We start from the raw sequence: 26,750 nt of genomic DNA on the forward strand, positions 1-26,750 counted from the left end.
CAACGGGGTTTCACACGCCCCGAACCCTGCTAGGGTTCGGCGTGCCCCGGCTGAAAGGACCCACGCCAAGTGCTGTCTGCCCGCGACCTGACCAAAAGCTTTACCACTTCCGAAGGGTCGCTTCAGGTGCTCAGCGGCGTCTCGGTCGATGTGGCACAGGGCGAAAGCGTCGCCCTGACCGGCGAAAGCGGGTCAGGCAAAAGCACACTGCTGCATCTGCTGGGCTGCCTTGATACCCCCGACAGCGGCACGATCACCCTCAAGGGCGCGCCGCTGCACGATCTAGATGAGGCGGGCCGCGCGCAAATCCGCCGCTCCCGCGTCAGCGTGATCTTCCAACAGCTGAACCTCATCCCCTCGCTCACCGTGGCGCAGAACCTCGACTTTCAGGCGCGGCTGGCCGGGGTGCTGGACCCAAGCTGGCAACAGGAACTCACGCAACGGCTTGGTCTGACCCACCTGCTGACCCGCTACCCCGAACAGTTGTCGGGTGGACAGCAGCAGCGCGTCGCGATCGGCCGGTCCCTCGCGATCCGTCCGGAACTGGTTCTGGCGGACGAACCAACCGGAAATCTGGACGAGGCGACGGCGGAAACCGTGCTGGACCTGCTGCTCGAAGGCGTCGGGCGCAGCGGATCGGCACTGCTGATGGTGACCCATTCCCCACGGCTGGCGGCGCGGCTGGACCGTGTCCTGCATCTGCAAGAAGGCCGGTTGCGGTGAACCGGGCGGCCTTTGCCGCGCTGTGGTCGCACTGGCGGCGCCACCCGGTTCAACTGGCCACTTTGGTCGCGGGGCTGGCACTCGCAACCGCGCTCTGGTCCGGGGTGCAGGCCATCAACGCCGAGGCGCGCAAAAGCTACGACCGCGCGGCGGGCGTGCTGGGTCAGGATCAGCTAGACCGGCTTGAGGCATCGGGCGGCATCACGGTCGCGCAATACGTCGCCCTGCGCCGCGCCGGATGGAATGTAACCCCGATGGTCGAAGGCGACCTGCCCAAAGACAATCTGCACATTCTGGGCGTCGACCCGCTGACCGCGCCGCCGCAACCGGCGCTGGCCGCCTTTGCCGGGGATGGTACAGCCCTCGCCGCATTTCTGGGGAACGGCTTTCTGCTGGTCTCGCCCGAAACTGCCGCCCGGCTGGACAACGCCGACCTCCCGCCACTGCGCATCGCCGCAGACGTCCCACCAGACACCGCAATCACCGATATCGGCGTCGCCCTGCGGCTGCTGAACACCGACCGGCTGAGCCATCTTCTGATCGCGCGCCAGCAGCCGATGGGCTTGGCACCGCTGTCGGACATCACCGATCTGCGCCGCGTCACCCCGCAGGATCAGTCGTCACTGGCGCAACTGACCGAGAGCTTTCATCTCAACCTCACCGCTTTTGGCCTGCTGTCCTTTGCCGTGGGGCTTTTCATCGTGCAATCCGCCATCGGCCTCGCCTTCGAACAACGGCGCGCCACCTTTCGTACCCTGCGCGCGCTTGGGCTTGGCCTGCGGCGGCTGATGACCCTTCTGGCGCTTGAACTTGGGGCCATCGCGCTGGTTTCCGGCATCGTCGGAATTGCCCTTGGGTATGGTATCGCGGCGGCGCTGCTGCCCGATGTCGCCGGGACATTGCGCGGGCTTTATGGCGCGCAGATCACCGGCACGCTTGGCTTTGATCCGCTCTGGGCGCTGTCGGCGCTTGGCATCGCCTTGCTGGGTGTGACAGCGGCAGGCGCGCAGGCATTGTGGCGGGTGGCGCGGATGCCGCTTCTGGCCCCGGCGCAGCCACGGGCATGGGCCATGGCGTCAGGCCGCGCAATCCGCGTTCAAACCGCTGCCGCCCTTGGCCTGCTGACCATTTCCGCAGCATTGGTGATCTGGGGCGGCTCTCTGATGGCAGGGTTTGCCTGTCTCGCCGCGCTGCTGATCGGGGCGGCTCTGGCACTGCCCGTGATGCTTCTGGCCCTGCTGCGGCTGGCGCGCAAATTCGCGCGGGGGCCGCTGGGCGAATGGCTGGTCGCCGATGCGCGCCAGCAGGTTCCCGCACTTTCGCTGGCCTTGATGGCCCTGTTGCTGGCGCTGTCGGCAAATATTGGCGTCGGTACGATGGTTGGGTCGTTCCGAACCACCTTTACCGGCTGGCTGGATCAGCGGCTGGCGTCGGAACTCTACATCACCGCCCCCACCGCTGACGAGGCTGACGAGATCCGCGCCTATCTTGCCCCCCGCAGCGATGCGGTGCTGCCGATCTGGTCGGTGGACATCACCCTGCGCGGTGCGCGGGCACAAGTTTACGGCATCGCGGATCACGCCACCTATCGCGACAACTGGCCACTGCTGCAGGCACTGCCCGAAGCCTGGGACCGACTTGCCAACGGCACCGGAGTCCTGATCAACGAACAGATGGCGCGCCGCGATCGCCTTGGGCTGGGCGATATGCTGGCGCTGGCCGATGGTTGGAGCGAACCGGTGCTTGGCATCTATTCCGACTATGGCAACCCGCAGGCCCAGCTGATCACCGGGACAGATGCGCTGGCGGCGCGCTATCCCGACACGCCTGTGCTGCGCTTTGCCGTGCGGGTCGCCCCCGCCCGCGTGCCCGGGCTGATCGCCGATCTGACCGACCGCTTTGCCCTGCCCGAAGGCACCTTGCGCAACCAGAGTGAGGTCAAGGCAGCGGCGATGAATGTCTTTGATCAGACCTTTGTCGTGACCGGGGCGCTGAACGTCCTCACGCTGGGCGTTGCGGGATTTGCCATGCTGACCAGCCTTCTGACCCTGTCGACACTGCGCTTGCCTCAGGTCGCGCCGGTCTGGGCGCTGGGGGTCGCGCCCCGCCAGATCGCACTGGCAGAACTGGCCCGCACCGCACTTTTGGCCGCGCTGACCTGGGCGCTGTCGATACCCGTGGGCTTGGCCCTCGCCTGGGTGCTGCTTGCCGTGGTCAATGTGCAGGCCTTTGGCTGGCGCCTGCCGATGCAGGTGTTCCCCGACGGCTGGCTGTGGCTGGGACTCTGGGCGCTGATCGCCGCCCTTCTGGCCAGCGCATGGCCGGTCTGGCGGCTGGTATCGCTGCCCGGCGGGCAATTGCTGCGGGTGTTCGCCAATGATCGCTAGGGCCCTGACATTCCTCTGGATCTGCCTTTCCAGCGCTGTCAGCGCGCAGGGGTTTGCGGGCCTTGGCACCGACGCCGACGGGTATGCCCTGCCCTCTGCACAGACCGCACTCACCTTCCCAACTGACCACCTGTCCCATCCCGATTTCCGCATCGAATGGTGGTATCTGACGGCCAATCTGCAGGGCGCCGATGGCCGCGAATACGGCGTGCAATGGACGCTATTCCGCTCTGCCCTCGCGCCAGAAACCGGCAGCGGCTGGCAAACCCCGCAAATCTGGATGGGCCATGCTGCGCTGACCTCGGCGCGCACTCACCGCTTTGCCCAGAAACTGGCGCGCGGCGGGATCGGTCAGGCCGGGGTCACGGCCGCCCCCTTCGACGCCTTCATCGACGATTGGCAAATGCAAAGCCAAGCAACGACAGGCGATCCGCTGGACGCTCTGATCCTGCGCGCCCGTGGCGATGATTTCGCCTACGATCTCAACATGCGCGCGCAGGGCGATCTGGTGTTGCAGGGCGATCAGGGCTTTTCCCTGAAATCCCCGACGGGCGAGGCAAGCTATTATTACTCGCAGCCTTTCTATCAGGTCAGCGGCACACTCACCTTGCCCGACGGCGACATCGCGGTCACAGGGCAGGCCTGGCTTGACCACGAATGGTCGTCACAACCCCTGAACGAAGATCAGGATGGCTGGGACTGGCTGTCGCTACACTTCGAGGATGGCTCCAAAATGATGGGCTTTGGCCTGCGCAGCGGATCGGGCGCCCATTTCACCTCGGCCACATGGGTGACGCCTGTGGGCGAGACAACGGCCTACGGCGACGGAGCCCTTGCCCTGGAACCGTTGGAGACGGCACGGGTCGCCGGTCGCGACCTGCCAGTGCGCTGGCGCGTAACCCTGCCCGCACGCGGGATCGATATCGTGACCGAACCGCTCAACCCCCAAAGCTGGATGGGGACAGGCTTTCCCTATTGGGAAGGCCCGATCCGGTTCAGCGGAACGCACAGCGGCAGCGGATATCTGGAAATGACGGGATACGACTGATGCGGCGGCGCTAATTATACGCAGGCTTGGCCGCAGACCATCCCACGCCCCCAGAAGGCCGCTTGCCCATTGCCCCCGTCCCGCTGGCGTCTAAAGTGCGGCGCAAACGCGACGGGGGGAACGCATGTTCATCGGGATCGATATCGGCACATCCGCGGTCAAGGTCAGCCTGACGGATGCGGATTTGCAGCCGCTTGCCACGGCAACGGTCCCGTTGGCCATTTCGCATCCCCACAGTGGTCACAGCGAACAGAACCCCGCCGATTGGTGGGCCGCAGTCCAAAAGGCAGTTGCCGAGGTGCTTGCCACACACCCCGCCGCCGCCAGTTCGCTGCAAGGGATCGGCCTCTCGGGGCAGATGCACGGGGCTGTGCTGCTTGATGCCCAGCGGCAGGTGATCCGCCCGGCGATCCTGTGGAACGACGGGCGCAGCGATGCACAATGTCAGGGCCTGATGCAGGACGCGCCGCACCTCGCGGCGCTTGCGGGTGTGAACCCCATGGCCGGCTTTACCGCGCCCAAGATCCTGTGGCTGAAAACCCACGAACCCGAAAACCATGCCCGCATCAGCCATGTGCTGCTGCCCAAGGATTACATCGGCCTGCAACTCCACGGCGCATTGGTCACGGACCCCTGCGATGCGGCGGGAACATGGTGGTTCGATCAGGCCGCACGACGCTGGTCACCGGAATTATGCGCCGCAACCGCGACAAATCCCGACTGGCTGCCCAGAGTATGCGAAGGCACCGAGGCGGCAGGACACCTGACCCCACAGGCGGCCGCCACACTGGGTCTGCCCGCGGGCATTCCCGTGGCGGCAGGCGGCGGCGACGCAGCCGCCGGGGCCGTGGCCGTGGGGGCGGTCATGGATGGGTCGGCGTTCATCTCGCTCGGGACCTCGGGGCAGCTGTTCGTCACCACCGATACCTTCCGCGCAGCCCCCGAAAAGGGCATCCATTCCTACGCTCATTGCCTGCCGGATCTGTGGTTCCAGATGGCGGCGATGCTGAACGGCGCGCGCCCGCTCAGCTGGTTTTCCGAAGTGACCGGCACCCCCGTCGGCGACCTGCTGCAAGAGGCAGAAACCGCACAGCCAGACCGGGTGCCGCTGTTCCTGCCCTACCTCACCGGCGAACGCACGCCCCATGCCGACGCCCGGATCCGGGGCGCGTTCTATGGGTTGGGCGATGCCACCGGGCGGGCCGAAATGGCACGGGGGATCGTCGATGCCATTGCCTACAGCTTTGCCGATGCGCGTGACGCGATCCAGTCGGTTACCCCCATGCCATCGTCGCTGCTGGCCATTGGCGGCGGCAGCAAAAGCGACCTGCTGCTTCAGACCATCGCCGATGTGACAGGCCTGGAATTGCACCGGGGCGAAGGGTCCCCCGCTGGCCCGGCGCTTGGCGCGGCTCGGCTGGCGGCGGTGGCGGCGGGTGTATCCAGAGTGTCCGACATCGGCCAAAGCACCGAAATCACAGCCGTTTTCAAACCACAGGATGTGCCGCGCCATATTGGACGGCTGGCAACCTACCGTGCGCTTTATGGCGCGCTGAAACAGGTCCGCGACCTGCCACGCTGATCATCGAAACAAAAAAGGCGGTGCCGGACAACCGGCGGGCGTTTGAACCCGCTGTTATCTGGCGCCGCCCAATGACGTTTCAGAAAGGCGTGCCCTACCCGGTCTGATCCACATAGGCCTTCAGCGTCGCCTCAACCCCATCAGACCAAAGCGCGTCCAGCCAGGCGGCAAAGGCAGACTGAAACGCGTCAGATTCAGACAGCGCCCCGAACACGGCTTCGTTCGTCAGGAAAGCCGAAGGCGTTTCCTTGGACTCCAGCGCAAGCCGCGTCAACATTTCGGCGTTGTCGTCATTGACCAGCATCGGTTGACCGGCATCGTCGGTGCCCGCGCAGTAACGGCACCAAAGCGCGACTTCCAGCGCGAGGCCCTGAAACGCGGTATTCTCGGCCAGCGCTTCGGACAGGATCGGCAGCACGAACTTGGGCTGGCGGTTCGACCCGTCAAGGCACAGACGCTGGACCGTATCCCCAACCTCGGGATTGGAAAACCGCTCAAGGATCTTTTCGAAATAGGCGTCATAGCTCACACCCGGGATCGGCTTGAGCGAGGGCATGAATTCACGCGTCTCAATCGCGGTGAGCCATGCACGAATGCGCGGATCGGCCATGCCATCATGCACGAAATGATGTCCCAGCAGCGCCGAAGGATAGGCAATCGCCGCGTGCCCACCATTCAGGATACGCAGCTTCATCAGCTCATATGGCGCGACGTTTTCGACAAATTCGGCCCCGACGGTTTCCAGCGCCGGGCGACCTTGGGGAAAGGTATCCTCAAGCACCCACTGCCGGAAGGGTTCGCAAACCACAGGTGCGGCGTCGATGATGCCGAACTTGTCCATCACCATCGCGCGTTCGCGATCAGACGTCGCCGGCGTGATGCAATCCACCATCGAATTCGGAAAGGCGATGTTTGCACTGATCCAATCGGCGAACGCCGGGTCGGACAGGCGGGCCAGCCCGGTGACGGTCTGTTCCGCTACATGGCCGTTTTCCGGCAGGTTGTCGCAGGACAGCACCGTGAACGGCTCCAGCCCGGCATCCCGGCGCTGTCGCAGCGCCTTGAGGATCATGCCAAACACCGTCTTGGGCGCATCCGGGGATGCGGCATCGGCTGTCATATCGGCGTGTTCGGCGTCAAATCCAGTGGTGCGGGCATTCACATAATAGCCGCCTTCGGTGATGGTCAGCGAAACGATGCGGATATCGGCCTCGGCCATGCGGGCCACGGTCTTGTCCGCATCAACCTCGACAAAGTCGATCATCGCGCCGGTGACCTGGGCAGACAGCCCCTTTGGGTCAAGCTCGACAACTGTGGTCAGCCAGTCCTGCGCCGCCAGCCGGTCGCGCATTGCGCTGTCGCCGGGGCGCACGCCGGCACCCACCAGCGCCCAGTCATGGCTGGCCCCAGTGGCAAACAGACGGTCAAGGTAGACCGCCATATGGGCGCGGTGAAAGTTGCCCACACCGACATGCAGGATGCCGGGGGTCAGCGCGCTGCGGTCATAGGCCGGGGCGGCAACGCCCGCAGGCAGTTTGTCCAGCGCAGAATTATCAAGGTGCAGTGCCATCAGCTCATCCAGTTTCCGCCATCGACGTTAAAGCATTGGGCGACGATGTAGTCGGCCTCGGGCGTGGCAAGGAAGATCGCCATGCCGCTCAGGTCGTCTGCGGTGCCCATGCGCCCGTAGGGCACGGCCGCGCCGACCTGTTGCTTCTTTTCGCCGGGTTTCAGGTTTTCATATTTAGCAAAGAACGCATCGACGCCGTCCCAGTGTTCGCCATCGACCACGCCGGGCGCGATGGCATTGACGTTGATGCCGTGTTTGATCAGGTCCAGCCCCGCCGATTGCGTCAGGCTGATCACAGCCGCCTTTGACGCACAGTAGACCGCGACAAGCGCTTCGCCCCGCCGCCCCGCTTGGCTGGCCATGTTGATGATCTTGCCACCTTGCCCGCGCGCCACCATCGACTTGGCGACCGCCTGCATCATGAACAGCGTGCCTGCGACGTTGATGCCAAACACGCGGTCATAATCCGCACGCGCGATCTCGGCGATCGGCGCGGCGCTAAAGATCGCCGCGTTGTTGATCAGGATGTCGATGCCACCCAGTTTCGACACGGCTTCGGCCACGCAGGCGTCAATGCTGGCCTGATCCGAAACATCCACATGCACCGCCTCAGCTCCGATTTCACTCGCGGTCTTTTGCGCCGCTTCAAGGTTGATATCGGCAATCGCCACCCGGGCGCCTTCGCGAATATAGGCCTCGGCAAAGGTTCTGCCGATGCCGCGGGCGGCACCGGTGATCAGGGCGGTTTTACCCGCAAGCCGTGTCATGAAAGGCGCAGCCCCGAGTCGTCAAAGCGGTGCATTTTTTCCATGTCGGGGGTCAGGTAAACGTCATCCCCGGCCTTCAACTCGACTTCGCCCGGAACGCGGACGGTCATGTCATCGGCAAGGCCGGTGTCATGCACATAAAAGAACGTATCCGACCCCAGGTGTTCGGACACGCCAACGCGGCCCTTCCACATGCCTTCGGTCGCTGAGACGCTGATATGTTCGGGGCGGATGCCGATGGTCTTGCAGCCATGCTTGGACGCCTCGGAACCTTCGATCAGGTTCATCTTGGGTGATCCGATGAAACCAGCCACAAACAGGTTACGCGGCGTGCGGTACAGTTCCAGCGGCGACCCGACCTGTTCGATGTGACCGGCACGCAGCACGACGATCTTGTCGGCCATGGTCATGGCTTCGACCTGATCGTGGGTCACATAGATCATCGTGGTCTTGAGCCGGGCATGAAGTTCCGTGATCTCAAGCCGCATCCCGACGCGCAGGGCGGCATCAAGGTTCGACAAAGGTTCGTCAAACAGGAATGCCGCCGGTTCACGCACAATAGCGCGGCCAATGGCCACCCGCTGACGCTGACCACCCGACAACTGCCCGGGGCGGCGGTCGATGTAGTCGGTTAGGTTCAGAACCTTCGCGGCATTGTCGATCCGCCGCTTCTGCTCATCCTCAGGCATCCCCGCCATTTTCAGCGGAAATGCGATATTCTTGCGAACCGACATATGCGGATATAGCGCGTAGCTTTGAAACACCATCGCAAGACCGCGCTTGGCGGGCGGCGTTTCGGTGGCGTCTTTGCCGTCGATGCGGATCTGGCCGCCGCTGACGTCCTCTAGCCCGGCGATCAGGCGCAGCAGGGTGGATTTACCGCAGCCCGAGGGGCCGACGAAAACCACGAATTCGCCTTCTTCGATCGTCAGATCCAGCGGCGGGATGACCTCGACTTCGCCGAAGCGCTTGGCCACCTTGTCAAGAGTAATGCGTCCCATGAGTATACTTCCTTATTTGACGGCGCCGAAGGTGAGGCCACGGACAAGCTGTTTCTGGCTGAACCAGCCCATGATGAGGATTGGCGCGATGGCCATGGTGCTGGCCGCGCTGAGTTTTGCGTAAAACAGCCCCTCGGGTGAGGAATAGCTGGCGATAAAGGCCGTGAGCGGCGCGGCATTGGCGGCCGTCAGGTTCAGCGTCCAGAATGCCTCGTTCCAGGCCAGGATGATGTTGAGCAGCATGGTCGATGCAATGCCCGGTACCGCCATCGGCGTCAGGACATAGATGATCTCGTTGCGCAGCGACGCGCCATCCATCCGGGCCGCCTCAAGGATATCAACAGGGATTTCCTTGAAGTAGGTGTAGAGCATCCAGATGATGATCGGCAGGTTGATCAGCGTCAGCACAATCACCAGACCGGTGCGGGTATCAAGCAGCCCGACGTTCTTGAAGATCAGATAGATCGGGATCAGCACGCCGACGGGGGGCAGCATCTTGGTCGACAGCATCCACATCAGAATGTTCTTGGTGCCCTTCCCCGGCACAAAGGCCATCGACCAGGCGGCGGGCACGGCGATGATCAGCCCGATCAGGGTCGAACCGACCGAAATCACCACCGAGTTCATGAAGAACCGGAAGTAGTTCGAGCGTTCCATCACGATGCCATAGTTCTCGATCGTCCAGTCAAAGAACACAAAGCTCGGCGGCGATGCGATCGCCTCGGCTTCGCTCTTGAAGCTGGTGAGAACGGTCCAGAGGATCGGAAAGAAGATCAGGAACCCGATGCTCCAGGCGATCACGGTCATGGTGATCTTGCGGTTGGTTGTGACTGCGCGGGCCATCAGAATATCTCCTTATGGGAGTGTGTGATCTGTGTCGGGGTCATGATCACGCGTCCAGGTTCTTGCCGATCATCCGCATCAGGAAGATCGCAACGATATTGGCCAGGATGATGGCGACGACACCGCCAGCCGATCCACCGCCAACGTCAAAGTTCAGCAGCGACTGGGCGTAGACCAGGTAAGTCAGGTTCGTCGATGAGGTGCCCGGGCCGCCGTTGGTGGTCACGAGGATCTCGGCGAAGACCGACAGAAGAAAGATCGTCTGGATCAGGATCACCACGGTGATGGCACGCGAAAGGTGCGGCACGACCATGTAGAAGAACCGCGCCAGCGGCCCCGCCCCGTCCATTTCGGCCGCTTCCATGCGCTCACTGTCCAACGACTGCATCGCGGTCAGCAGGATCAGCGTGGCGAACGGCAGCCATTGCCAGCTGACGATCAGGATGATCGATGCCAGCGGGGCATGTGCAAGAAAATCAAACGGTTGCAGACCCAGGAACTTGGCCATGTAGGCGAAAAGCCCGTTCACCGGGTTCATGAACATGTTCTTCCACACCAGCGCGGACACGGTCGGCATGACAAAGAATGGCGCAATCACCAGGATCCGCACGATCCCCTGCCCCCACATCGGCTGATCCAGCAGCAATGCCAGCAGCACGCCGCCAACGATGGTGATGATCAGCACACCACCAACCAGCACAAGCGTGTTGGTCAGGGCGGAAAAGAACGCCGGATCGGTCAGGAAATAGGTGTAGTTTTCAAAGCCGACAAAGGGGTTCGCCCCCGGCATCAGCAGGTTGTAGCGCAGGAAGGAAAAGTAGAGCGTCAGGCTCAGCGGGATGATCATCCACGCCAAAAGCAGAATGACCGAAGGCGAGATCATGAGACGTGCGGCGGATCGGGAATGCTGGGTGGACATCAATACTCTCCTGGTGCGGACAGAGTTATAGCGACGCGTATAGAACCCGGTATCCGGGAGATTTACGCACAGGAGTCGCTTTAAAGGTCAGTATCAGCCTAACCTGCAAAAATGTGGCAAAGCCAGCATTATTTGCAGGTTAGATGGGCGGGGCCAAGCATTGGCCCCGCCGGGGGGAGGTATTTACTTGATGTAACCCGCGCGTGTCATCTCGCGTGTGGCCATGGTCTGGGCCGCGGCAAGCGCATCTTCCGCCGACATCTGCCCGGCAAGTGCTGCCGAGAATTGCTGGCCGACACCGGTAGCAATGCCCTGGAACTCGGGGATCGCGACAAACTGGACACCGGTATAAGGCACCGGATCCACGGTCGGGTTGGTCGGGTCAGCCGAGTTGATCGACTCGAGCGTCATCTTGGCGAACGGAACCTTCTGGTACTCCGCATTGTCATAAAGCGACTGACGTGTGCCGGGGGGAACATTGGCCCAGCCTTCGTTTTCAGCCACCAGTGCGAGGTATTCCTTCGAGGTCGCCCATTCGACGAACTTCTTGGCAGCTTCCTCTTTCTGAGTGCCCGCCGGGATGCCCAGCGACCATGCCCAGAGCCAGTTGCCGCGCTTGCCCAGACCATTGTCAGGCGCAAGAGCAAAGCCGACCTTGTCCGCTACGGAAGAATCCGTCGGGTTGGTCACAAAGGATGCCGCAACGGTTGCGTCGATCCACATGCCGCACTTGCCGGTCTGGAACAGCGACAGGTTCTCGTTGAAACCGTTGCTGGACGAACCGGGAGGGCCGTAGTTGTTCATCAGGTCAAGATAGTCGGTCAGCGTCGCCTTCCATGCGTCACTGTCGAATTGCGGCTGCCAGTTCTCGTCGAACCAACGCGCACCGTAAGAGTTGGACATGGCGGTCAGGAAGGCCATGTTCTCGCCCCAGCCGGCCTTGCCACGCAGACAGATGCCGTAGATCTCGCCATCCTTGTCGGTCATTGCCGCCGCGGCTTCCTTGATGAACGCCCATGTCGGCGCGTCGGGCATTTCCAGACCGGCCTTCTCCATCAGATCGGTGCGGTACATCACCATCGAGGATTCGCCATAGAACGGCGCGGCATAAAGTTCGCCATCGACGGTCAGGCCACCACGGATGGCGGGCAGGATATCGTCGGCATCATAGCTTTCGGGCAGATCGTTCAGCGAAACCAGCCAGCCCTGCTTGCCCCAGATCGGAACTTCGTAGGTGCCGATGGTCATCACGTCGTACTGACCGCCCTTGGTTGCAACGTCCGTGGTCACACGCTGGCGCAGAACGTTTTCTTCCAAGGTAACCCACTCGACATCGATGCCGGGGTTCTTGGCTTTGAAATCGTCGGTCAGGCCCTGCATCCGGATCATGTCGCCGTTGTTCACGGTCGCAATGGTGATCGTCGTATCCTGGGCGCTGGCAATGCCAGCGGCGGCGCACAGAGCAGTTGCACCCAAAAGGGTGCTCAGTCGAATTGTCATAATTTCCTCCCTATTGCCACATTGGGCAAATGCTTATCGCGTGGGCAAATGTTCGCTCAGCAAAGTGAGTCTGTCAAGAGTTGCATTCACAAGACGCAAATATTTCAGGCAAAACCCTGAAAAACTTAAATTCTTAAGGGAAATTTCAGGCGAGAAGGCTCGCGGCGGTCGATTCATTGGTGATCAGACCACTGATCAGGTTACCGGCAATCGCCGCCTTGATCGCCGCAATCTTGGCCTGCCCGACGGCAACAGCAACCACATCACGGTCACTCGCCACGGGCAGTGGCGCGCTGGCGACGCGGCTGTTAAAATCTGTGTCGATCCGCACGCCCTGCGCATCGTAGATCCAGCTGGTGATCTCTCCGGTCGCACCGGCGGCCTCCAGTATCTCCATTTCGGCGTCCGAGATGAAGCCATCGACATACAGCGGCGCCGAACGCCCCATGTTGCCAATACCCACCAGGGTCAGATCGGCGCGCTTGCACAGTTCCAGCGTGTGGCGCACCGCCTCCTGCCCCTGTAGCAGGCGCAGCTCTTCTTCGTCGCGGGCCAGCACGGGCAATGGATAGGGATAGTGCTGCGCGCCCACCCGGTCAGCCATGCGGATTGTCGCGTTATAGGGCGTCGCCGAACCATCGGCCATCATGTTGCCCAGCAGTGAAACGATCCGGTGCTGCGGGCAGGACATGCGCGGCAACTGCTCGACACAGGCCTTCAGCGCGCGGCCCGTCCCCAGCGCAATGATCTGCGGTTCGGGCAGTTTCAGCCGACGCTCCAGTTCCGCCGCCGCAGCGATCGCAACCCCGGTCAGCAGATCCGGCGCGTCCGGGTCGGACGGAACCACCTCGCAGAACCGCAGGCCGAACCGTTCGGTCAGCGCCATCGCCAGATCCATGCAGGCGGCAATCGGGTGGTCGATGCGCACCTTGACCAGCCGTTCGGACATCGCCAGCGACACCAGCCGCTGCACCGACTGGCGCGACACGCCCAGCTTGCGCGCGATCTCGTCCTGAGTGTTGCCGGCGACATAGTACAGCCACCCTGCCCGCGCCGCATCGTCCAGACGTGTTGTTTCCGGCGTGATGCGTCCCAGGGTCACAGCAACCTCTCCTTCTCAATCAGATGAAAGCAGGTTCTGCGGGAAATTTGACCAGCTGTCAAAACATGTGACGGTTTCCTCAGCGTCGGGCACATGCCCGGCAAGGTGTGAACCGCCCGTATAGCGCATCACTTTCATGCCCGCCGCAAGCCCCGCCGTCATGCCCGGGCGACTGTCCTCGATCACCAGAACACGATCCGGCGGAACGTGCATCTGACTGGCAGCAAACAGAAAAAGATCCGGCGCGGGTTTACCGTTGCGCACCTGCGACGCGGTGAAAACGTTCGGGCCAAAGAACTGCGCAAGGCCGGTGACCTGCAGCGAATTCTGCGCGCGCGGCGGGCTCGAACTTGTCGCGACGCAGGCCGAGCAGCCAAGCCGCGACAGCACCGATACAACGCCATCAGTCGGGCGCAGCTCGGTCTGGAACCGTTTCAAAAGCGCCGAACGATAGCGCGCCTCGAACCCTTCGGGCAGGTCCGTGTCGAATGCGGCATTGATCGCGCGGGCGACGGTGGGAAAGCTGCGGCCCAGGAAATGCTTGCGGATATAGGGTTGATCAAGATGAATGCCGACGCCCGCCAACTCGGTGATCAGAACCTCAGCGCTCAGCATCTCGCTGTCGACCAGCACACCGTCGCAATCAAAGATCACAAGGTCGATATCGTCAGAAAAGGAAGGCATAGACCAGCACCCAGATCGACAGAGTTACCGCACAGATCAGCGCATATGCGCCATTCCAGACCAATCCCACCTTCTGCGCGCTGATGCCCGCAAAGGACCCGATCAGCAGCGTCGTCGCGGTGAATGGCGATGTAATGCCACTCAGCACCCAACCCGCCGTGATCGCAACCACCAGCGCCACCGGATCAATGCCCAGCGTCGCCGCATCCGGCACCAGCGGTGCCAAAAGCGTAACCGCCAGAATCGGGTTCATCCCCGCCTGCCCCGCCAGCGGAATGATCCAGACCAGCGCCAAAAGGATCAACCAGGTCGGCAGGGCCGCCACATCCAGCCCCGCACGCGCAATCAGCGGCACCAGCAGCGCCGATCCCACCGTGCCGATATAGCCCGCCATCATCAGCAACGTCAGCTCGGACCGATACCCCGGCAGCTCCGTGACCACATAATCGCGCAACCGGGCCGTGATCGCGCCCAGCCCCCCGGGGCCGCGATTCTGGATAAACAGCCACCCCACGGCAATCGTCGGCACGATCAGCGTGACAAGGCCAATCACCCGCACATCCGTCAGGAAATGCAGAATGGTAACGCTGCTCACCAGAAGGCCCAACAGGATCAGCAGCGGTGTCATCACCGCCCAACTGCCGCTCGGATCCCTGCGCTGCGGCGGCGGCGCCGAAAGTTTTGGTTTGAACGCGGTATCAAGGCCCCAGCCAATGCCTGCCACCAGCGCCGAGGTCACCAGCCCCGGCACCACGGCCTGCGCCCAGGACGTGCCGGGCACCACTGTGGTGGAAATGGCAACGGCAAAGGACAGCGGCGACCACGGCAGGGTCGACACAAACGCCCGCTGAATCGCCAGCAGCATACGCCGGATGCGATGGCCGCGAATTTCGGCGTTGGGCTCGGCGCTGGCATTGGCCAGCGCAAGCGCCCCCAGCAGCTGGATCGCACCGTAATTCAACAGCAGCGCAAAGCCCTGCCCGCCCAGCGTCAGCGCCGCATAGCGCCGCCCCGGGCGCTGTTCCGACAGGAACCGCCCGGCCTGCTGAATGGCCGGAGAGGTCTGCGCCACATTGCGCAGGGTCGACAGCGCCGAGAAAAACGCCGCAATAAACCCTGCGGATTCCAGCGCCCTGATGGTCGTCGCCTGCCAATCACCCTGTGTCAGCGCAAGTGCGACGGTCAGCGCGGCGGCAACGGCGATAAAGGCCTTGCGAGACGCGCGAACCTGCATGGCGAAAAATGCGATGACGACAATCACGAGGTAAGGCTTCATCGCGCCGGGCCAGCTGGCGATCCCCCATTCGCGGCAAATGAACAGGATCGTGATGGCCGTCAGCAAAATCCCGACGATACGATCAGCCAGGCGTCCTTTGAACATGAATTGCCTTCCCGGTAGCGTGGTCCATGTCTGCAAGCCATGTCCGGTATTTGCAAGGGGCCAAAGCGCCCCGTTATGCGGGGCAAAGCACCTGCGCCAGCAAACGCCGCTCTGACGAGCATCGCGAAAACCCGCGTACAAAGCGCCGATCCTGCACCGACGGGAATGGTGCACTTGGGCCGATCAGGCCCCTCAGCCGGTCCGCTCAGCGCGGCATCTCAATCCGCGCAAACGCGCCCGCCTGGACGAGCGATCCGGCAACGGTGGCGGCTGCAATTCACACAACATCCGGGGTTGCTAGCCAGGCCAGCAATCACGCGTTCAATCACCCGCGGATCACAGGCGCGAACGGCCGCTTACTCCGCTGTCGACGACAAAACCGGCAGGATGACCGTAAAGGTTGTCCCCTTGCCCGACGCCGCCGTCCTCACATCAACCTTGCCGCCATAAGTCCGCACGATCTTTTTCAGAATCGCCAGCCCCATGCCAGCGCCATCTTCCTGATCGCGCGACACAAGTTTCGACATTGGCATGAAAATCAGATGACGCACTTCCTCCGGAATCCCCGGACCGTCGTCGGTCACCTCAAGCTGCCAGTTCACCGAATCCAGCGCCTGCGCCTTTACGACAATCTCGGGCGAATGTGTCGGGTGGAAACCGATCGCGTTGCCGACCAGAATCGCAAAGACACGCTTGAGATCGGTCTCACCCATACGGACCAGCTGATCCGCGACCAAATCGTGCACGGTGACCCGCGAACTGATCGAAATATCCTCCAGAACATCCTGAAGGATTTCAGAGGGGTTCAACAGTTCGACTTGCTGCATGCGTCCAACGCGAGAGTATTCGAGCAGCCCGCTCAGCATCGCATCAAGCCGCGTGGCATGTGAGCTGAGAAGCTTGAGATGCCGCGCGCTCTTGCCCGGCAATTGAATCGCCGCCTCTTCCAGATCTTCGACTATCCAGCAGGGCAGTTCCTGCAGCGCCCGCACTGATGCCCGCAAATCATGCGAGATCCGATACATGATTTCGTCAAGCTCGGATTCGGTATTCCCGAGAGGATAGTTCGGACCATTTGCATGAAGGTCCTGGCTCTGCATTTCCATTGTGAACTCCTGGATGGCTTCAGCTTGGGGCGGACAAGCGACCATGGTAACGATTGATTTCGGCCACTATTGAAAACAGTTGACGGGGCGCGTCATTTGGAATTGGCGCTTCCCGCCATATCGGGCTGGTCCGCGGGCCGACCTCCTTACCCGTCAGATCGATGTAACGAAACGCAATTGTGCTGGCGAAGAACTCCTCCTGAGTCCGGGTGTCGATTACATTTTCATTTCATAGATCCGCAGCCGTTAACCGCCGGTAAATATGGGTCATTTAACACTCGTGACCGGCAGCGGCTTTGACATTGGTCTGTGCGCCTCAGCGCGCACAGCCGTGGCGCAACAAGGACAACTGCATATCAGGATTGAGATAAAATGATGAATGAAACAGACGTCACATTTCTCGTTGTGGACGACGATGAGGTTTCAGTCATGGCGATCGAACGGGCGATTCGCAAACTGAACATCACCAATCCGGTCCGGATCGCGCGCGATGGCCTTGAGGCACTCGAATTGCTGACCAGCAAGGACCACGATCCCGTGCGCCGCCCCTTCATCATCCTTCTGGACGTCAACATGCCGCGGATGAACGGGCATGAATTCCTCGCCGCCCTGCGCACCAATCCAGAGCTTAAGGGGTCCGTGGTCTTCATGCTTACCACCTCGGATGCGCCAAAGGATGTCGCCGCGGCCTACCGGCAGACGGTTGCCGGCTACATCGTCAAAGAGGACGCCTACAGTTCGATAAAATCAGCGATCGAACTGCTCGGTGCCTATATCAAGATCGTCCGCCTGCCGGACTAAGCCCCGATTTTGTCTAAGACAATTAACAGTTTCGAAGCCAGTTTGCAGGCAAACTGCAGCTGCCGCCAAAGTCATCGGAGGAGCGCAACATCATGCTGGCCACGAACACAGCTCCGCAGACATCAAACAGCTTCCGGCCTGCGTTCACCCGGTTGCGCGTGCTGATTCTCGACGACAGCGAACTGGATCGGCTTCGTCTGATACGGATGTGCGATCGTGCGGGGATAGCCGTCGAAACGGTCGAGGCCAGCGATCTGAAAACCTTTTCCGATGCGCTGGACCAGTCGGCTTTCGATCTCGTGTTCGTCGATTACCTCCTCGCGGAAGAGACCGGATTACAGGCGGTTGAGGTTCTCAGATCGCGGATCGACCCCGCGAGTTGCGCCGTGATCATGCTTGTCGGGGTTGGCCGCATCCAGACCGCGGTCGAGGCGATACGCAAGGGCTGCTCGGACTATCTTTTGAAGGAAGAACTGACAACGGCCACGCTGCGCCACTCGGTCGATGCTGCGATAGAACAGCTGTGCAGCCAGCGCGAGGCCAGCAAGGAGAGCACCTTGGATGCAGCTCTCGAACGGACGGTCGGGCAGAATCTCAACAAATTCTCAAGGTCGATGCGTTCTCTCCTGTCCACCACCCTTCTACGAACAGCCAGGGCACGCGAATCCACAATGCCGAAACAGGACAACATCGACCAAATCGAAGATGACTGCTTTAAGATACTGAAAGTGCTTTCAGATTTTCACGCCGATACAGTATCTCTTTTGGAAAGATCCGCCCGGCGCCGCCTGCCAAAGGGGCCGGGCGTATGACCCGTTTCCACCCTGCCACCCCGCCGCGCGAACAGGTTCGCGACTTGGCCAACAGTGCCATCCGTGACCCGATCTGCCCATGTTCAAAATAATCCAAACCTTGATGACGTCCGTGACGGACCGGCTTTTGCCCACGACCCTTCGGGGTCGAATTCTGCTGATCGTAATCGCCAGCACCTTCAGCCTTGCGGTGATAAATACGCTCACGAGCTACTACATTACCAACCGGCTGGTCACCCAGACTGCGGGCGAAAGGCTCGAAGCCCAGGGCCGACTTTATGCGGACAAGTTTAAGTTTCAGCTCTCGGCCATCCGCAGTGACGCCCATGTGCTCAGGGAAGCCACACCAATCCAGAAGATCATCCGCGCCAGCCGCGCGCCTGACCGTCTTGATCCGGTCAGTGGCAGCAGCCTGGATTCGCACAGACAAAACCTCGCGGTGGCATTCACAACGTTTCTACGGACGCGGCGGCACTTCACGCAGATCCGCTTCATCGGGCTGGCGGACAACGGCCGCGAAATCGTACGCGTCGACCGCAGCCCTGCGGGCATTCAGATCACCAGCAAAGACGCCCTGCAGGAAAAAGCAAACGAAGAGTACCTGCTCGCCCTTCCAACATTGGGCCGAAGCGGCTTCTACGTCTCCAAAGTCACGCTGAACCGTGAAAATGGCGGGGTGTCCGATCCGCCTTTGCCGACGATGCGACTGGTCGAACCGGTGAGGGATGAAAACGGCCATCTTTTCGGCGCAGTCGTGATAAACGTAGATTACGAGGCATTTTTACGCAGCGCGATGCCGAATATTCCGCCTGCGGTGCAAATAACGGCCCTCAACGAAAACGGCGATGCGCTGATATTCGGCCCGGGGCAAGCCACACCGGAATTCACTTTTCATCTGGACGACACGCCGTTGTCGCGATCCCAGATCACGGGATTTGAGGGGCTCACCTCGCATGTTTCCATGTCTCGGGGCGCGGCCTCGATCCTGATTCCGGTGGCAGTTGGCAGCGCCTGGTCGCCCTTCACCTTCGGGATCGTCGCGAGCCTTCCGGCCGGAACATTTCTGGCCCCGGTCAAGGACGCTGTGCGCCGCACGACGGCCTGGTCGGTGATCTTCATTGCGCTCGCCACGCTCATTTCTGCCATCTTCGCGCGGCTGCTGACCAGCCCGTTACAACGGCTCAGCGCCCAGATTCTCAACCCCAGCGAAAACCGCGCCCCGATCGAGGCCGTGTTGAATTCACGCGACGAAATCGGGGATCTTGCCCGCGCCTTTCTGGACAGGAACAACGCCCTCATCGACGAGGCAAATCAGGCGCAGGCCATTCTGCGCCAAACTGCAGAGGGGGTCCTGACGATGGACGATCTCGGGCATCTGCGAACCATCAACCCCTCAGGGATCAGGATGTTCGGGCTGAGCGATGTGGATTACGTCGGATGGCATGTGAACCGCCTGATGCCGGACTGGGTCGACACCGGCACGGCAGAAATGCCGTTCGATGCCGCAAACTTGCTGCCGGATACGGGCAGCCGCGAATTCATCGCCGTCCATCAGGATGGCAGCGCCTTTCCCGTGGACGTCGCGATCAGCCATTTCCGGGTTGGCGCCGCTCTCTACGTCGCTGCTATGGTACGTGACATTTCGGAACGCGAACAACACCTCCAAGAGTTGACCACGCTGATCGAGGCACTGAAACGCTCCAACACGGAACTGGACAGTTTCGCCTATGTGGCATCCCACGACCTGAAGGCGCCACTGCGGGTGATCGACAATGCTTCGAAATGGATCGAAGAGGATCTGGCCGGCAAGCTCGACCCCGAATCCCGTGAAAATCTCGATCTCATCCGCAGCAGGATCAACCGTATGGAACGGCTGCTTGACGACCTGCTTGAACACTCTCGTATCGGGCGTGTCGACCACGGCACCCAAATGGTCAATGGCAGCGTTCTTCTCGAAGAGGTGCGCGGGCTGTTGCCCTTCACTCCCGAGTTCAAGATCGGGGTAGGCCCCGGATTTGACGATATCACCTTGCCCGTGCTGCCGCTGCGGCCGATCCTGCAGAACCTGATCGGCAATGCGATCAAGCACCATGACCGCAGCGCCGGGCGTATCCAGCTTGAGATCACCGAAACGGCCGATGCGGTGACCTTCAGGGTGACCGATGACGGTCCGGGAATCGCGCCCGAACATCACGAACGTGTCTTTGGCCTGTTCCAGACATTGCATCCCCGGGACGAAGTTGAAGGCAGCGGAATGGGGTTGGCCATGGTCAAGAAAAACGTCGAAGTGTTCGGAGGCTCACTCCGCCTGATCTCTGACGGCGTCAGGAGCACGACCTTCGAATTCACACTCCCGAAGTTCTGGAAAAACGCATCATCGCGAGAGGAGGCGGCATGAATATGCACGTCAAAGGCACGAACACGCAGGTTTCCATTCTGCTGGTCGAGGACGATGACGGCGACGCCAAGGCGGTCCGCCGTGCCTTCGCCGCGGCCCGGATCAGCAATCCGATCATCCGCCTGACGAACGGGGCCAAGGCTCTGCAATTTCTCAAGCAGGAAACCGAGGCCACCCCCCCTCGTCGCTACATACTTCTGGTAGACGTGAACATGCCGGTGATGAACGGCCACGAAATGGTGGCAAAGTTGCGCGAAACACCGGAACTTAATCGATCAATCGTGTTCATGCTGACCACCTCGGACGACGAGCGCGACATAAACGCCGCCTACGACAACCTGGTGGCAGGCTATATTCTGAAACAGACAGCGGGGCGTGATTTTTTGAAATTGATGGAAATGCTCGGTGCCTATTGGCGTCTTGTTGAGATTCCAGACATCAGCGCGAATTGCGGGCACATCTGATGCCCGACAGTTATACCGCCTGGATCATTGATGACGACGCAGGCGATCGCAAGGCCATCTCGCGCTATCTGCGCCGCTCCGGTCTGGCCTGTCGACTCAGCGAATTCTCTTCGCTGACACAGGCGCTTGCCGGTGATCACGACAATCAGCCCGAAATCGCCTTTCTGGACTATAACATGCCCGACATGGACGGGCTCTCGGCCGTCGCCAAGATGCTGAAAATCTGGCCGGATCTGGCAATTGTGGTGGTGACCGGCCAGGGCGATGAAAAGATTGCCGCAGCCGCAATCTCGGCGGGCGCGACCGAATATATCCCGAAACGGGATCTCAACGAAAACGCCATCCAGAGAAGCGCGGAAAACGCGCTCAAACTTGCACGACTCAGATCCCAGATCACCGCGCAGCACACAGAGCTCGAGGCCTTTGTCCATGTCCTGGTGCACGACCTCGCCGCGCCGATCCGGGGGGTCGACATGCTGTCCGACATCTTGCTGGAACATATTGAAGATGGCGATCTGGACGGCGTGTCAGAAATTTCCCACAAGATGCAAAATCAGACCCGGCGCATGTCGGCGCTGCTCAAAAGCCTGCGCGCCTATGCATTTCTGGATCGCCCGCCAACTTTCGAGAAGATGGAAACAGCAGATATCATCGCCGATGTGACCGAATTTCTGGCCATGGAAATAAGCGAGGCAGGCGCCACCATCGAAACGGACCATCTGCCCACCCTTTACGGCGACCGCGCGCAACTGAGCCAGCTGTTCCAGAACATCATCGCCAACGGAATCAAATTCTGCGTCGGCCGCCCGCCGGTTGTGCGCATAACCGGGGCAGGCCAGAACGGGAACATGGCGCAGATCGTGTTTGCGGATAATGGCATCGGCATCGCCAAGCAGGATCTGCCCAAGATGTTCGAACCCTTCATGCGCCTGAACCATCAGTCCGAATTCAAGGGATCCGGGTTGGGTCTGGCCACCTGCGCGCGCATCATCAAACGTCATCGCGGCAGGATTCGTGTCGAATCAACTCCGGGTGAGGGGACACAGTTCATTCTGGACCTTCCGGTCCAACCTGCGGGGCAGATATTGCCGTGATCGGCCGCGCCCGCGAAACACACCGCCAGATCGCCCGCCGATCAGGCCGCGGCAAGAGCGCACATTTCGCGAGTTGCCATTCGCCTGCCCCCTTCTAAACTGTATTCAACGCCGTGACAGGCGCAGCAAAGCGCCGTGTGCCAGATACAGGAGGACGCCATGCTCGATGGTTTCACCGCAGAAACGCTTGCACGTGCCCAATTTGCTTTCACCGTTTCGTTTCACATCATCTTTCCGGCGTTTTCGATCGGCCTGGCCAGCTTCCTCGCGGTGCTGAACGCCCAGTGGTTGCGCACCGGGGATGAAACCTATCTGCATCTGTTCAACTACTGGAAAAAGATCTTTGCCGTCGCCTTTGGCATGGGCGTCGTGTCGGGCATCGTGATGTCCTACCAGTTCGGCACGAACTGGAGCGTTTATGCCGACAAGACCGGCCCGGTGCTTGGCCCCCTCATGGCCTACGAGGTGCTGTCGGCGTTTTTCCTCGAGGCCGGCTTTCTGGGCATCATGCTGTTCGGGCGGGAAAAGGTCGGCAACGGGCTGCACATGTTCGCCACCGCCATGGTCGCCTTTGGCACGCTGATGTCCGCGACCTGGATCCTGTCGGTGAATTCCTGGATGCAGACGCCTGCGGGCTATGGCGTGAATGATGTCGGCCAGTTCATTCCGCTCGATTGGTGGGCGGTCATCTTCAACCCCTCCTTCCCCTACCGGCTGGTCCATATGGTGCTGGCCGCGTACCTCACCACGGCCTTTGTCGTGGCCGGGGTGGCCGGCTGGCACCTGCTGCGCGACTCGGCCCGCGCCGAAACCCGGCGGATGTTTTCCATGGCGATGTGGATGGCGGTCATCGTCACCCCGATCCAGATCTTTGCCGGGGATGAACACGGGCTGAACACGCTGGAACATCAGCCGGTCAAGATCATGGCGATGGAGGGGCATTACGACAGCCACCCCGACGGCGCGCCGCTGATCCTGTTCGGCATCCCCAACCCCACGGAAAAGCGTATCGACTACGCGATCCAGATCCCCAAACTGTCCAGCCTGATCCTCAAACATGACCTGAACGCCCCGCTGGATGGCCTCGACTCTGTGCCAGAGGCCGATCAGCCGCCCGTCACCATCGTGTTTTTCAGCTTCCGGGTGATGATCGCGATTGGCTTTGCCATGCTCGGCATCGGCATCTGGGGCATTGTCCAGCGCTTCAAGGGACGGCTTTACGATGACCGCTGGCTGCACCGCGCCGCACTTGTGATGGGTCCCAGCGGCTTTGTCGCCGTGCTGGCCGGCTGGATCACAACCGAGGTCGGCCGCCAGCCCTTTACCGTCTACGGGTTGCTGCGCACCGCCGACAGCCTCGCCCCCATCGCGGCCCCCGCCGTGGCCGCCTCGCTGATTGCCTTCATCGTGGTCTATTTCTTCGTCTTTGGCGCGGGCACCTATTATATCCTGCGCATGATGGGCAAACCGCCCGGCACCGACCGGCTGGGCCTGAACGACGCGCCCGTCCGCGCCGCCGGTGTCACCCCGGCCCAGCAGCCCCGCAACCAGACAAGCCCAGCGGAATAGGAGAGCGATATGGTCATTGATTATGCCTTCATCTGGGCCGGCATCATCGCCTTTTCCGTGCTGGTCTATGTGGTCATGGACGGCTTCGATCTGGGCGTCGGCATCCTGTTCCCCTTCGGCCGCTCCGAAGCGGATCGCAACCTGATGATGAACTCGGTCGCCCCGATCTGGGACGGCAACGAAACCTGGCTCGTGCTGGGCGGCGGCGGGCTTTTCGCCGTCTTCCCGCTGGCCTATGCGGTCATCATGCCGGCACTCTACATGCCGATCATCCTGATGCTGCTGGCGCTGGTGTTTCGTGGCGTGGCCTTTGAATATCGTTGGCGAACAAAGCGTTGGAAACCGGTCTGGGACATCGCCTTTTTCGGCGGATCCACCATCGCGGCCTTCATGCAGGGCATCGCTCTGGGCGCAATCGTTCAGGGGATCGAGGTCGCGAACCGCGCCTATTCGGGCGGCTGGTGGGACTGGCTCACGCCGTTTTCCGTCCTGACCGGCGTGGCCGTGGTGATCGGTTATGCGCTCCTCGGGGCCACCTGGCTCAACCTCAAACTGGGCGGCCCGGTGCAGGCCCAGATGCGCGGCTATGCCCGGCCCCTGGCCATCGCGACGCTGGGCGCTATCGGCCTTGTCAGCGTCCTCACCCCGTTTCAGGACATCGTCTATTTCGAACGCTGGTTCAAACTGCCGGGCATCGCGTTCAGCATGGTCATGCCCGCGCTCATGCTTCTGACCACGTGGAAGCTGTTCACCGGGTTGCGCGACCATCACGATCTCACGCCGTTCCTCGCCTCGCTCGCGCTCTTCGGGATCAGCTTTATCGGCATCGGAATCAGCTTTTATCCCTACATGGTGCCGCCAAAACTGACGATCTGGCAGGTCGCCGCCCCCGAGAGCAGCCTGAAATTCACGCTGGTCGGCGCGCTGGTGCTGGTGCCGCTGATCCTGGGCTACACCGCCTATGCCTACTGGGTGTTCCGCGGCAAGATCGACCCGGAACAGGGATACCACTGATGGCGCAGAACCGGCTGGGCGCACGTCTGGCGTGGTTCGCCGCGATCTGGCTGGCCAGTGTCGCGGCGCTGGCGGTCGTGGCCTATGGCATCAAACTGCTGATCAGCTAAGCTCCAGTCCCCGGTAGTGATCGCTGATCGCCCCGGCTGTGGTGAACCAGACCCGCCCGTCGGCGCGATCTTTCAGGGTGCCCAGCGCCCGGGCAAGGTGTTTGATGCGGTGCGGATGCCCCATCAGATAGCCATGCAGCGCGATCCCCATGACCAGCGGTCGCCGCGCGCTTTCCTCGATCATCACGTCAAAGGCGTCGATGATCATATCGGCAAAATCCACCCCCTCCCGCTTGCGCCCGACGATCTGCGGAATATCGTTCAGCTCCTGCGGATAGGGCACCGACAAAATGCGCCCGGCCCGCGTCTGCATCCAGACAGGCTGATCGTCATGGCACCAGTCCAGCAGATATTCATAGCCCGCCTCGTCCAACAGATCCGGCGTCAGCGCACTTTGCGAAATCCACGGCCCCAGCCACCCCTTCGGCGCGCGCCCCTCCTGCGCGGTGATCCGCGCCGTCGCCTCCCGGATCAGCGCCGCCTCGCCCGCCTCGTCCAGAATGCCCTGCCGTTCCGAATTGCTGCGCCCATGGCCGGCAATCTCGTCGCCCCGCGCACGGAACCCCTCGACCACCCCCGGCGCGGCATCATACATTTCACTATTCGCCAGCGCCGTGCAGGGCAGTTCCAGCCGGTCGAACAGCTCCAGCATCCGCCAGACCCCCACCCGGTTGCCATAGTCCCGCCAGCCATAGTTCAGCACATCCGGCTGCGGCCCACCCGGCGCCAGTTCCGCGCCCAGCCCCTGACCAAAGTCGAAACACTCAAGGTTCATGCCCAGATAAATCGCCAGCCGCGCGCCCCCCGGCCAGTCGAAATCGGGCCGGTCGGTGATCGGGCTAAAAGGATATCTGCCGTGGTCGGTAAGGGTCATGTCGCGCCTCCTGAATGCCCATTGGACACGCAGATCGACAGGCTGCAACCTCCAATCCCCGCAGACCGGGGGACCCGCTCATAAGTCTATACAAAACCGCCCGGCGCTGCGCATTTTTCAACCCTTGGCGCAGATTGCGCCTCAAAACGGCAAACAGCCATACGCCAGCCATACGGTTTCCATACGCTTGCCATACCGGCTCCATACGGCTTTTGGCGGCTACTGCGCCGCCATCCGCAGGCTCGCGATCAGCTGGTGAAACTTCTCACCCTGCACCGCCACATGCGCCCGCAGAGTATCCGCCGCCAGCACCGCATTTCCGTCGCGCAGGGCCTCCACGATCGTCTCGTGTTCGGACATCGACTGCCCCATCCGCCCCCGCCAACGCAGCTGCACCCGGCGGAACGGAATCAGCCGCCGGTTCAGCCGCAGCGCCTCATGCTCAAGAAAGCTGTTGCCGGTTTCGTGGTAGATAACGTGATGAAATTCCTGGTTTTCCCGGTAATATCCATCCGCGTCGCCCGCCGTCACCGCCGCCTGACACAGCGCATTGGTCTGCGCCAACCTGTCCAGCGCCGCGTCCGAAATCCGCATCGCCGCCAACCGCCCGCAGGCGGCCTCGATCTCGGCCATGGTCTCGAACATCTGCATCAGCTCGACCGGGCCGGGCTGGCGAATGAACACGCCGCGCCGGGGCAGTTGCTCGGCCAGACCGGACACCACAAGCCGTTGCAATGCCTCACGAATTGGCGTTCTGGACACCCCAAAGCGGGCCGCCAGCGTGATCTCGTCCAGACGGTCCCCGTCGTTGAATTCGCCGGTAAAGACCATCTCTTCAAGCGCGTCTGCAATCTCGTTCGGGCGCATCTTTTCCATCCCCGGATGCTACGGTGACGGCGCTTTGTCGGCAAGATGCAAATTCTTGTATACAAGATGATTGACTCTGTGTGCCCCATCCCGCACCCTTCGCCCATCAAGTCCGACCGGGGAGGGTCGGACGT

24 protein-coding genes are annotated in these 26,750 nt (G+C 61.7%); 12 read left to right on the forward strand and 12 right to left on the reverse strand.

Annotated features, from left to right (window positions below):
* Positions 1 to 69: 69 nt before the first annotated feature.
* The 4 genes from CHB75_RS10345 (at position 70) to xylB (ending at position 5,740) form a co-directional block, all read left to right on the forward strand.
* Positions 70 to 723 (forward strand): ABC transporter ATP-binding protein, encoded by a 654-nt coding sequence (locus CHB75_RS10345; protein ID WP_089270479.1) that lies wholly within the window; start codon positions 70 to 72, stop codon positions 721 to 723.
* Positions 720 to 3,110, forward strand: a complete 2,391-nt coding sequence (locus CHB75_RS10350) for an ABC transporter permease (RefSeq protein WP_089270480.1) — start codon at positions 720 to 722, stop codon at positions 3,108 to 3,110. Before CHB75_RS10345 ends, CHB75_RS10350 begins: the two co-directional genes overlap by 4 nt.
* Positions 3,100 to 4,158 carry a lipocalin-like domain-containing protein gene (locus CHB75_RS10355; RefSeq protein WP_089270481.1) on the forward strand — a complete coding sequence of 353 codons (1,059 nt, stop codon included), beginning with the start codon at positions 3,100 to 3,102 and terminating at the stop codon, positions 4,156 to 4,158. Before CHB75_RS10350 ends, CHB75_RS10355 begins: the two co-directional genes overlap by 11 nt.
* 124 nt (positions 4,159 to 4,282) lie before the next feature.
* Positions 4,283 to 5,740, forward strand: coding sequence for a xylulokinase (xylB, locus tag CHB75_RS10360; RefSeq protein ID WP_089270482.1), 1,458 nt, complete (start codon positions 4,283 to 4,285; stop codon positions 5,738 to 5,740).
* A gap of 94 nt (positions 5,741 to 5,834) precedes the next feature.
* Here xylB and CHB75_RS10365 read toward each other — a convergent pair whose 3' ends face one another.
* The 10 genes from CHB75_RS10365 to CHB75_RS10410 form a co-directional block, all read right to left on the reverse strand.
* Entirely contained in the window at positions 5,835 to 7,310 is a 1,476-nt protein-coding gene (locus tag CHB75_RS10365) for a mannitol dehydrogenase family protein (RefSeq protein ID WP_089270483.1), read from the reverse strand.
* Positions 7,310 to 8,077: an L-iditol 2-dehydrogenase gene (locus tag CHB75_RS10370; protein ID WP_089270484.1), complete on the reverse strand. Its 768-nt coding sequence runs from the start codon at positions 8,075 to 8,077 to the stop codon at positions 7,310 to 7,312. Before CHB75_RS10370 ends, CHB75_RS10365 begins: the two co-directional genes overlap by 1 nt.
* Positions 8,074 to 9,078, reverse strand: a complete 1,005-nt coding sequence (locus CHB75_RS10375) for an ABC transporter ATP-binding protein (protein ID WP_089270485.1) — start codon at positions 9,076 to 9,078, stop codon at positions 8,074 to 8,076. Before CHB75_RS10375 ends, CHB75_RS10370 begins: the two co-directional genes overlap by 4 nt.
* A gap of 12 nt (positions 9,079 to 9,090) precedes the next feature.
* A complete protein-coding gene (locus CHB75_RS10380) occupies positions 9,091 to 9,921 on the reverse strand; it encodes a carbohydrate ABC transporter permease (protein ID WP_089270486.1) in 831 nt (276 codons plus the stop codon).
* A 46-nt stretch (positions 9,922 to 9,967) separates the two neighbouring features.
* The gene (locus tag CHB75_RS10385) at positions 9,968 to 10,840 is read right to left on the reverse strand and encodes a carbohydrate ABC transporter permease (protein ID WP_089270487.1); all 873 of its coding nucleotides are present in this window, start codon (positions 10,838 to 10,840) and stop codon (positions 9,968 to 9,970) included.
* A gap of 183 nt (positions 10,841 to 11,023) precedes the next feature.
* A complete protein-coding gene (locus tag CHB75_RS10390; protein ID WP_089270488.1) occupies positions 11,024 to 12,340 on the reverse strand; it encodes an ABC transporter substrate-binding protein in 1,317 nt (438 codons plus the stop codon).
* A gap of 145 nt (positions 12,341 to 12,485) precedes the next feature.
* Complete coding sequence (locus tag CHB75_RS10395; protein WP_245840883.1) at positions 12,486 to 13,442, reverse strand: sugar-binding transcriptional regulator; 957 nt, start codon at positions 13,440 to 13,442, stop codon at positions 12,486 to 12,488.
* A gap of 15 nt (positions 13,443 to 13,457) precedes the next feature.
* On the reverse strand, positions 13,458 to 14,126 hold the full coding sequence (locus CHB75_RS10400; protein ID WP_089270489.1) for an HAD family hydrolase: 669 nt from the start codon (positions 14,124 to 14,126) through the stop codon (positions 13,458 to 13,460).
* Positions 14,110 to 15,507, reverse strand: coding sequence for a hypothetical protein (locus tag CHB75_RS10405; RefSeq protein ID WP_089270490.1), 1,398 nt, complete (start codon positions 15,505 to 15,507; stop codon positions 14,110 to 14,112). The genes CHB75_RS10400 and CHB75_RS10405 overlap by 17 nt, the downstream gene beginning before the upstream one ends.
* A gap of 356 nt (positions 15,508 to 15,863) precedes the next feature.
* Positions 15,864 to 16,613: a sensor histidine kinase gene (locus CHB75_RS10410; RefSeq protein WP_176439114.1), complete on the reverse strand. Its 750-nt coding sequence runs from the start codon at positions 16,611 to 16,613 to the stop codon at positions 15,864 to 15,866.
* A gap of 372 nt (positions 16,614 to 16,985) precedes the next feature.
* Between CHB75_RS10410 and CHB75_RS10415 the strand changes: the two genes are divergently transcribed.
* The 8 genes from CHB75_RS10415 to CHB75_RS10450 all read left to right on the forward strand — a co-directional run bounded on the left by CHB75_RS10415 (position 16,986) and on the right by CHB75_RS10450 (position 24,875).
* On the forward strand, positions 16,986 to 17,414 hold the full coding sequence (locus CHB75_RS10415; RefSeq protein ID WP_089270492.1) for a response regulator: 429 nt from the start codon (positions 16,986 to 16,988) through the stop codon (positions 17,412 to 17,414).
* A gap of 92 nt (positions 17,415 to 17,506) precedes the next feature.
* Complete coding sequence (locus CHB75_RS10420; RefSeq protein ID WP_089270493.1) at positions 17,507 to 18,226, forward strand: response regulator; 720 nt, start codon at positions 17,507 to 17,509, stop codon at positions 18,224 to 18,226.
* Positions 18,227 to 18,353: 127 nt separating this feature from the next.
* Entirely contained in the window at positions 18,354 to 20,624 is a 2,271-nt protein-coding gene (locus tag CHB75_RS10425; RefSeq protein WP_176439115.1) for a sensor histidine kinase, read from the forward strand.
* Positions 20,621 to 21,088 carry a response regulator gene (locus CHB75_RS10430; protein ID WP_217898778.1) on the forward strand — a complete coding sequence of 156 codons (468 nt, stop codon included), beginning with the start codon at positions 20,621 to 20,623 and terminating at the stop codon, positions 21,086 to 21,088. Before CHB75_RS10425 ends, CHB75_RS10430 begins: the two co-directional genes overlap by 4 nt.
* Positions 21,088 to 22,182: a sensor histidine kinase gene (locus tag CHB75_RS10435; protein ID WP_089270495.1), complete on the forward strand. Its 1,095-nt coding sequence runs from the start codon at positions 21,088 to 21,090 to the stop codon at positions 22,180 to 22,182. Before CHB75_RS10430 ends, CHB75_RS10435 begins: the two co-directional genes overlap by 1 nt.
* Positions 22,183 to 22,341: 159 nt before the next feature.
* Positions 22,342 to 23,751 carry a cytochrome ubiquinol oxidase subunit I gene (locus CHB75_RS10440; RefSeq protein ID WP_089270496.1) on the forward strand — a complete coding sequence of 470 codons (1,410 nt, stop codon included), beginning with the start codon at positions 22,342 to 22,344 and terminating at the stop codon, positions 23,749 to 23,751.
* A 9-nt stretch (positions 23,752 to 23,760) separates the two neighbouring features.
* The gene (gene cydB, locus CHB75_RS10445; protein WP_089270497.1) at positions 23,761 to 24,765 is read left to right on the forward strand and encodes a cytochrome d ubiquinol oxidase subunit II; all 1,005 of its coding nucleotides are present in this window, start codon (positions 23,761 to 23,763) and stop codon (positions 24,763 to 24,765) included.
* A complete protein-coding gene (locus CHB75_RS10450) occupies positions 24,765 to 24,875 on the forward strand; it encodes a DUF2474 family protein (RefSeq protein ID WP_089270498.1) in 111 nt (36 codons plus the stop codon). The genes cydB and CHB75_RS10450 overlap by 1 nt, the downstream gene beginning before the upstream one ends.
* On the opposite strand, the gene CHB75_RS10455 is transcribed toward CHB75_RS10450, so the two are convergent.
* Both CHB75_RS10455 and CHB75_RS10460 read right to left on the reverse strand, forming a co-directional pair.
* A complete protein-coding gene (locus CHB75_RS10455) occupies positions 24,868 to 25,749 on the reverse strand; it encodes a polysaccharide deacetylase family protein (protein ID WP_089270499.1) in 882 nt (293 codons plus the stop codon). The two genes, CHB75_RS10450 and CHB75_RS10455, sit on opposite strands and share 8 nt — an antisense overlap.
* Positions 25,750 to 25,968: 219 nt before the next feature.
* The gene (locus CHB75_RS10460; protein ID WP_089270500.1) at positions 25,969 to 26,625 is read right to left on the reverse strand and encodes a GntR family transcriptional regulator; all 657 of its coding nucleotides are present in this window, start codon (positions 26,623 to 26,625) and stop codon (positions 25,969 to 25,971) included.
* Positions 26,626 to 26,750: the final 125 nt, after the last annotated feature.

The sequence above is a fragment of the Puniceibacterium sediminis genome (assembly GCF_900188035.1).
GTDB lineage: Bacteria > Pseudomonadota > Alphaproteobacteria > Rhodobacterales > Rhodobacteraceae > Puniceibacterium > Puniceibacterium sediminis.

What these genes read in the sequence shown, in the direction of transcription:
- CHB75_RS10355 (WP_089270481.1), top strand. Translation starts at nt 3,100, where the DNA reads ATGATCGCTAGGGCCCTGACATTCCTCTGGATCTGCCTTTCCAGCGCT.
- xylB (WP_089270482.1), top strand. Translation starts at nt 4,283, where the DNA reads ATGTTCATCGGGATCGATATCGGCACATCCGCGGTCAAGGTCAGCCTG.
- CHB75_RS10365 (WP_089270483.1), bottom strand. Translation starts at nt 7,310, where the DNA reads ATGGCACTGCACCTTGATAATTCTGCGCTGGACAAACTGCCTGCGGGC.
- CHB75_RS10370 (WP_089270484.1), bottom strand. Translation starts at nt 8,077, where the DNA reads ATGACACGGCTTGCGGGTAAAACCGCCCTGATCACCGGTGCCGCCCGC.
- CHB75_RS10375 (WP_089270485.1), bottom strand. Translation starts at nt 9,078, where the DNA reads ATGGGACGCATTACTCTTGACAAGGTGGCCAAGCGCTTCGGCGAAGTC.
- CHB75_RS10380 (WP_089270486.1), bottom strand. Translation starts at nt 9,921, where the DNA reads ATGGCCCGCGCAGTCACAACCAACCGCAAGATCACCATGACCGTGATC.
- CHB75_RS10385 (WP_089270487.1), bottom strand. Translation starts at nt 10,840, where the DNA reads ATGTCCACCCAGCATTCCCGATCCGCCGCACGTCTCATGATCTCGCCT.
- CHB75_RS10390 (WP_089270488.1), bottom strand. Translation starts at nt 12,340, where the DNA reads ATGACAATTCGACTGAGCACCCTTTTGGGTGCAACTGCTCTGTGCGCC.
- CHB75_RS10400 (WP_089270489.1), bottom strand. Translation starts at nt 14,126, where the DNA reads ATGCCTTCCTTTTCTGACGATATCGACCTTGTGATCTTTGATTGCGAC.
- CHB75_RS10405 (WP_089270490.1), bottom strand. Translation starts at nt 15,507, where the DNA reads ATGTTCAAAGGACGCCTGGCTGATCGTATCGTCGGGATTTTGCTGACG.
- CHB75_RS10410 (WP_176439114.1), bottom strand. Translation starts at nt 16,613, where the DNA reads ATGGAAATGCAGAGCCAGGACCTTCATGCAAATGGTCCGAACTATCCT.
- CHB75_RS10415 (WP_089270492.1), top strand. Translation starts at nt 16,986, where the DNA reads ATGATGAATGAAACAGACGTCACATTTCTCGTTGTGGACGACGATGAG.
- CHB75_RS10420 (WP_089270493.1), top strand. Translation starts at nt 17,507, where the DNA reads ATGCTGGCCACGAACACAGCTCCGCAGACATCAAACAGCTTCCGGCCT.
- CHB75_RS10430 (WP_217898778.1), top strand. Translation starts at nt 20,621, where the DNA reads ATGAATATGCACGTCAAAGGCACGAACACGCAGGTTTCCATTCTGCTG.
- CHB75_RS10435 (WP_089270495.1), top strand. Translation starts at nt 21,088, where the DNA reads ATGCCCGACAGTTATACCGCCTGGATCATTGATGACGACGCAGGCGAT.
- CHB75_RS10440 (WP_089270496.1), top strand. Translation starts at nt 22,342, where the DNA reads ATGCTCGATGGTTTCACCGCAGAAACGCTTGCACGTGCCCAATTTGCT.
- cydB (WP_089270497.1), top strand. Translation starts at nt 23,761, where the DNA reads ATGGTCATTGATTATGCCTTCATCTGGGCCGGCATCATCGCCTTTTCC.
- CHB75_RS10450 (WP_089270498.1), top strand. Translation starts at nt 24,765, where the DNA reads ATGGCGCAGAACCGGCTGGGCGCACGTCTGGCGTGGTTCGCCGCGATC.
- CHB75_RS10455 (WP_089270499.1), bottom strand. Translation starts at nt 25,749, where the DNA reads ATGACCCTTACCGACCACGGCAGATATCCTTTTAGCCCGATCACCGAC.
- CHB75_RS10460 (WP_089270500.1), bottom strand. Translation starts at nt 26,625, where the DNA reads ATGGAAAAGATGCGCCCGAACGAGATTGCAGACGCGCTTGAAGAGATG.